Source organism: Desulfonatronospira sp., from assembly GCA_003563255.1.
In the GTDB taxonomy this organism is placed as follows: Bacteria; Desulfobacterota; Desulfovibrionia; order Desulfovibrionales; family Desulfonatronovibrionaceae; genus Desulfonatronospira.
The window spans coordinates 1-6,219 of the sequence record PWSL01000401.1 but is presented as its reverse complement, the minus strand read 5'-3'; the positions used below and the strand labels follow the sequence as shown (position 1 = coordinate 6,219).

Annotated in this window: 5 protein-coding genes; all 5 read left to right on the top strand. The window is 58.2% G+C overall.

Annotated elements, in window-relative coordinates:
• The coding region (gene cobS, locus QZP87_RS11610; protein WP_291323088.1) for an adenosylcobinamide-GDP ribazoletransferase at window positions 1–621 on the top strand (621 nt) is incomplete at its 5' end.
• Window positions 622–754: 133 nt separating this feature from the next.
• Window positions 755–1,531, top strand: a complete 777-nt coding sequence (cbiR, locus tag QZP87_RS11605; RefSeq protein ID WP_291323087.1) for a cobamide remodeling phosphodiesterase CbiR — start codon at window positions 755–757, stop codon at window positions 1,529–1,531.
• A complete protein-coding gene (gene cobU, locus QZP87_RS11600; protein WP_291323086.1) occupies window positions 1,528–2,043 on the top strand; it encodes a bifunctional adenosylcobinamide kinase/adenosylcobinamide-phosphate guanylyltransferase in 516 nt (171 codons plus the stop codon). The genes cbiR and cobU overlap by 4 nt, the downstream gene beginning before the upstream one ends.
• Window positions 2,044–2,069: 26 nt before the next feature.
• Window positions 2,070–3,134 carry a nicotinate-nucleotide--dimethylbenzimidazole phosphoribosyltransferase gene (gene cobT, locus QZP87_RS11595; RefSeq protein ID WP_291323085.1) on the top strand — a complete coding sequence of 355 codons (1,065 nt, stop codon included), beginning with the start codon at window positions 2,070–2,072 and terminating at the stop codon, window positions 3,132–3,134.
• A 3-nt stretch (window positions 3,135–3,137) separates the two neighbouring features.
• On the top strand, window positions 3,138–5,726 hold the full coding sequence (locus QZP87_RS11590; RefSeq protein WP_291323084.1) for a cobyric acid synthase: 2,589 nt from the start codon (window positions 3,138–3,140) through the stop codon (window positions 5,724–5,726).
• Window positions 5,727–6,219 lie beyond the last annotated feature (493 nt).

Below are 6,219 nucleotides of genomic sequence, written 5' to 3'. Positions count from 1 at the left end.
ATCGGTGTGGGTGCCGGACTGGCATACACTCTGGCCCTGCTCCTGGGACTGCCGCCCATGGCCGCCTCCTTAGTTGGAATTCTAACTTTGTCCGGCCTGAGCGGTTTTCTGCACCTGGACGGAGTGGCTGATACAGCTGACGGTTTTTTCAGTGCCAGGTCCAGGGAGAAAATCCTGGACATCATGCGCGACAGCCACGTGGGGACCATGGGCGTTGTAGCCCTTTTTGCTGTTCTGGGGCTAAAGTGGGCCGCTCTGACCTCCATGCCCCCGGTGGTCGCCTGGAAGGCCCTGGTCCTGGCCCCGGTACTGGGGCGCGCGGCCCAGGTGTGCAGTATGGCCCTGCTGCCCTACGCCCGCTCCACCGGCGGACTGGCTTCCATCTTTATAAACAGTCGCCGCAGGTCCGACATATACTGGACCCTTGGTATTGCAGGCATCGCATCTCTGCTGGCAGGAGGTGCCGGCGTGGCCGCCCTGATCCTGGGCGCTGTGGCAGCATATCTTTTCAGCCTGTGGTGTTTGAAAAAAATAGGCGGCATCACCGGAGATACAGTGGGAGCAGCCACAGAGGTTGTGGAAACAGCCGCTCTGTGCGCCATCTGCGCCATAGTGGTTTGATAATCCTGCGGTAACCATTCAGAGGGTACTGCAAACGGCCTGGGGACAGTCCCCGGCCTGATGCCAGCAGTCACCACCGAGGCCCCCTGAATGCTTACACCCTGCGTATATCCGGAATATAAGGAGTTACTCATTGACTTTAAAATCCAATTCCACATGGCGGCTGGGGACTACATCCTACATCATCCCGGACCACATCCTGCCCAACCTGTATTATCTTCAGGACAAGGTGGATGATGTGGAACTGATACTTTTTGAGTCCGGAGAACAGTCCAGCATCCCGGATGCATCCCAGGTACGCCTGATGCAGTCTCTGGCAAAGGACTCCGGCCTTAGCTACACCGTGCACCTGCCTCTGGACCTGTATCCGGGCTCCCGGGATGAAAACCAGCGCCGCCATTGCGTGGATACCTGGAAGTACGTCACCGGACTCATGCTGCCCTTGAATCCCCTGGGCTGGGTAGTGCACCTGAACGATCCTCCCGGGGACAAAGACTGCCTGCCCGCCTGGCAGGAGCAGTGCCGCAAAAGCCTGGAAGAGCTTTCCCGGGAAGTTGAACCCGGGCTGTTATGCATTGAAAACTTAGACTACGACCATGAACTCATCTGGCCCTGGGTGCTGGAGATGGGCTTTTCCCTGTGCATGGACCTTGGCCACCTCCAGGTCCGGGGCGACGACCTGTCTGCCTGCCTGGACAGGTGGCTGGAGCATACCCGGATAATTCACCTGCATGCCTTAAACAGTGAGGGCCGGGATCACACAGGGCTGCAGCACATGGACAGGGACCTGCTGGCCTGGCTCTTATCGAGTTTTGACAGCAAGACACCGCCCTTAGTGGTCACCCTGGAAATCTTCTCCAGCAAACATTTTCAGGGCTCTCTAAAGGCCATACAGGAGGCCAGGCAGTGAACCGGGTGACGTATATCTGCGGCGGATGCAGAAGCGGCAAAAGCTCCTTTGCCCTGCAGCTGATGCAGACCTTTGAGCAAAAAGCGTTTATAGCCACGGCCCAGGCCCTGGATGAAGAAATGCACCAGAGAATCCAGAGACACCAGCAGGAGCGCGGACAGTCCTTTTTTACTGTTGAAGAACCCCTGGACCCGGCACAAGCCCTGTCCAGACTCCCCGGGGACACCCAGGCCGCAGTCCTGGACTGCCTCACCGTATGGCTGGGCAATCTCATGCACCAGGAGCTTGTGCAGGAAGACACCTGCCCGCAACTGGAAAATTTCTTTGCCCTGCTTGCAGCCCCGCCCTGCCATGTATTCGTGGTCAGTAACGAACTGGGCATGGGCCTTGTCCCCGGGGACTCACTTTCGCGCAGGTACCGGGACATGATGGGCCGCATCAACCAGCGGACCGCATCCCTGGCCCATGAGGCCTATTTTGTGGTCAGCGGGATGCCTCTCAGATTGAAATAATCACCTGCAAACCAAAGGAACAGCCAATGACTCTACTTGAGCAAACCATTAAGAACATAACCCAGCCGGACCAGGAAATAAAATCAGCTGCCCTGAAGCGTCTGGCGAACCAGGCCAGGCCGCGGGGAAGTCTGGGCCGGCTGGAACCGGCAGCGGCCCGTCTGGCCTCCATCTGCGGCCGGCTGGATGTAAAGCTTGACCGGAAAACAATAGTCACCTGTGCCGGTGATCACGGGGTGGTGGAAGAGGGGGTCAGCCTCTTTCCAAGCGAAGTCACGGCCCAGATGGTCTACAATTTCGTCCAGGGCGGGGCATCCATAAATGTCCTGGCTGCCCACGCCGGGGCCAGGGTCAGGGTGGCCGACCTGGGAGTAAGCCACGATTTTGATCCAGGACTTGATATCCTGCACAAAAAAATCCGCAAAGGCACTGCCAACATGGCCACAGGCCCGGCCATGACCCGGGAGGAGGCAGCAGCATCCGTCGAGGCCGGTATTGGCATTGCAAACCAGCTGGCTGAGAGCCAGGGCCTGGATCTTCTGGGCACCGGGGACATGGGCATAGGCAATACCACTGCCTCTTCCGCCATTATAGCGGTTTATTCCGGGCTGCCCCTCAAAGAACTGGTAGGACCGGGTACTGGACTGGACGAGCAGGGCCTTGAACTCAAGACGCAAGTCATAAAAAGGGCTCTGGATCTTAACCGCCCGGACCCTGCCGACCCCATGGGCGTTCTGGCCAGGGTAGGCGGACTGGAGATCGGGGGACTGGCCGGCCTGGTCATAGGCGCGGCAGCGAGACAGATTCCGGTGGTCTGCGACGGACTCATCTCCACCGCCGGGGCCCTGATAGCCTGCGAACTATGCCCTGCAGCCGGGCAGTATATCTTTGCCGGGCACCGCTCCCGGGAAACAGGACACGAGTACATGCTCAGGCACTTAGGCCTGACCCCCCTGCTGGATCTGGAGATGCGCCTGGGCGAAGGCACAGGTGCAGCCCTGGCCATGCACATCCTGGATGCCTGTACCAGAATCCTGGCGGATATTAAAACCTTTGAAGAAGTGGGCATTGAAAATGCCCACGAAGGCTAAGACATGAGCACATCCCCCCAGCAGCCCCACGGCGGGGACATCTCTGCCCTGGCCCGCAAGTCCGGGCTTAGCCCTGATGCAATTGTGGACTTTTCCGCCAGCATCAATCCCCTGGGATTTCCGGAATGGCTGCGACCGCTGATAAGCACAACCCTGGAAAAGGCGGCCCATTACCCCGACCCCGGGGCCTGCGACCTGGTCCAGGCCGCCTGCCGGCGCTACAATACCCGGCCGCAAGAGGTCCTGGCAGGCAATGGTACAGCCGAGATCATTTCTCTGCTTCCGCTGGCCATGAATTTTAAGCGGGCCGTGATACCCGCCCCCACCTACGCTGATTACGCCCGGGCCTGCCTTGCTGCAGGACTTAAGGTGCATCGATTCAACCTGGACCAGGCCGTGGATTTTGCCCTGGATCCGGCTGAGCTTGCCCCTCATCTGCAGGGCCGGGATCTGGTCTTTATCTGCCGTCCCAACAACCCCACCGGCTTAGACGTGGATGCAGCCGGGATACGCAGCCTGGCCGCGGACTTTCCAGACAGCCTTTTTGTAGTGGATGAGGCCTTTGGCGATTTTGTACCTGATTTTGACAGCCTGGTGCAAAACCGTCCCTCTAATGTCATGGTCCTTTTGTCCATGACCAAGATGTTCGCTCTGCCCGGTCTGCGCCTGGGCCTGGCCCTGGCAGACCCGGAGGTTGTCCGGGCCGTATCAGGCATCCAGCCCTTCTGGTCGGTGAACGTTCTGGCCCAGGCCGCCGGGGTGCAGGCCCTGCAGGACCATGATTTTGTGCTTAATACAAGGAAGTACGTCGCCCGGAAGCGCCACAGCCTGTCTCAAAGCCTGGGGGAGATTCCAGGCATAAAGATCTACCCCGGACAGGCCAACTTCCTGCTCCTGGGGCTGGATGAGCGCCTGCCCGAAGCTTCAGAACTAACAGCCGTACTCCTTGAAAAGCATGGCCTGGCTGTAAGGGACTGCTCCAATTTTCAGGGTCTGGACCACAGGCACGTGCGGGTGGCGGTGCGCTCTTCCCGGGAAAACCAGATGCTTGTCCGGGCCATGCACAGCGTTCTCACTGCAAAACCACCCAGGCCGGCCAAAGCAAAACCGCCGGCCATCATGTTTCAGGGCACCAGCTCCAATGCCGGCAAAAGCATCCTGGCCGCTGCCATGTGCCGCATACTGCTCCAGGATGGATACCGGCCTGCGCCCTTTAAATCCCAGAACATGTCTCTTAATTCCTTTGTCACCAGCCAGGGCGGTGAAATGGGCCGGGCCCAGGTGGTCCAGGCCCAGGCCGCCCGGTTGGAGCCGGACGTGCGCATGAACCCGGTGCTTCTAAAGCCCAGTAGCCAGACCGGGTGTCAGGTGATAATCAACGGTCAGGCAGTGGGCAACATGGGTGCAACAGGTTACGTGGATTACAAGCCCAAGGCATTCCAGGCCGCCAGGGAAGCCTATGACAGCCTGGGCCGGGAATTCGACGTCCTGGTCCTGGAAGGGGCCGGCAGTCCGGCTGAAATAAATCTCAAAAGCCACGACATAGTAAACATGGCCATGGCCGAATACGCCCGCTCTCCGGTCCTCATCGTGGGGGACATCGACCGCGGCGGGGTGTTCGCTTCCTTTGCCGGGACCATGGAGGTCCTGGCCGAGTGGGAGCGAAAACTCATCCGAGGCTTTGTGGTCAACAAGTTCCGGGGGGATGCCTCCCTGCTGGGAAACGCCTTTGAACTGACCCTGCAGCACACCGGCAGGCCGGTGGTGGGAGTAGTGCCCTACTTGCAGAACCTGGATCTGCCGGACGAGGATTCAGTGGGCTGGAAAGAGGGCATTAAGGACCAGAACGGCCCGGCAGAAGACTGTGTCCGGGTGGGCGTAGCGGATCTGCCCCACATAAGCAATTTCACCGATTTTGACGCCCTGCGTCTGGAACCGGACGTAAGCCTGGAAACAGTACGTTCTCCTCAAGACCTGCAGGGACTGGATGCAGTTATTATCCCCGGCAGCAAAAACGTATTCCAGGACCTGGCCTGGCTGCAGCAGACCGGGCTCAAGGCTGCCATTTCCAGACTTGGCTCTGAGCAGAAGGTGGAAATAATCGGCATCTGCGGAGGGCTGCAGATGCTTGGTAATGAAATAAGCGACCCCTTTGAGCTGGAATCCCCGGGACAGAAAGTGCAGGCCGCCGCCCTTCTGGATATTTATACGGAAATGGCCCACCAGAAAACCCTGACCCGGGTGGAGGCCACCCATATACAGTCCGGACTCAATGTCCTGGGCTATGAAATCCACCATGGAGTCAGCCGTCTCGGGGGCCGGGCGCTCTTGCGGCTTCCTGACGGGAAAAATGAGGGGATTCTCTCTGAAAGCGGGCTGGTCTGGGGTACTTACCTGCACGGAATTTTCGATGCCGACGAATTCAGACGCTGGTTCATCGACAGCCTGCGCAGCCGCAAAGGACTGACACCCAAAGAGCGCATCTGCTGTATCTACAACCCGGACCAGGCCCTGGACCGCCTGGCTGAGCAGGTCCGATCCAGCCTGGATCTGGAACTTATCTATAAATGGATGGGACTCAAGGTGTCTTGAGGGTTTGGATGTTACCGGTAAGTCGCTAATTATGATACAGGCACCGCGTGCCACATGCAAAGCGCTGAACAGCTATCCCCGACAAACTTTTGCAATCCTTACAATCTTTTACTTGACATGTCTTCAGCCGTCTTTAAACTCTTTTGTATCTGTTTAGCGCTTTTATGGAAAGCAGGGGACAGGCACTCCGGGACCCACTTGAGCATCATTTGTGTGCTCAAAATGACTCGATTTCTGGGACAAGTGGGTCCCGGAAGAGCCAGTCCCCATGCCACATGCAAAGCGCTAAACAGATACACTCTTTTCAAGAAATGCAGCAGAACACTACAGCTAAAGCGGACTATGCCCGCAACCCAAGATAAAGAAGTGCTCGTATCCCACACTTGGGACAGTCCCGCACTTATTTTTCTGATGAATAAGTTACAGCCATGAGATTTTCAAAAATAAGTGCGGGGACAGTCCCACTGCCAAGCGCTGAACCCCCGCCATGGCT

Bases quoted from the DNA above. Each gene is read 5' to 3' on its own strand.
- cobT (WP_291323085.1), top strand. From the start codon at position 2,070: ATGACTCTACTTGAGCAAACCATTAAGAACATAACCCAGCCGGACCAG.
- QZP87_RS11590 (WP_291323084.1), top strand. From the start codon at position 3,138: ATGAGCACATCCCCCCAGCAGCCCCACGGCGGGGACATCTCTGCCCTG.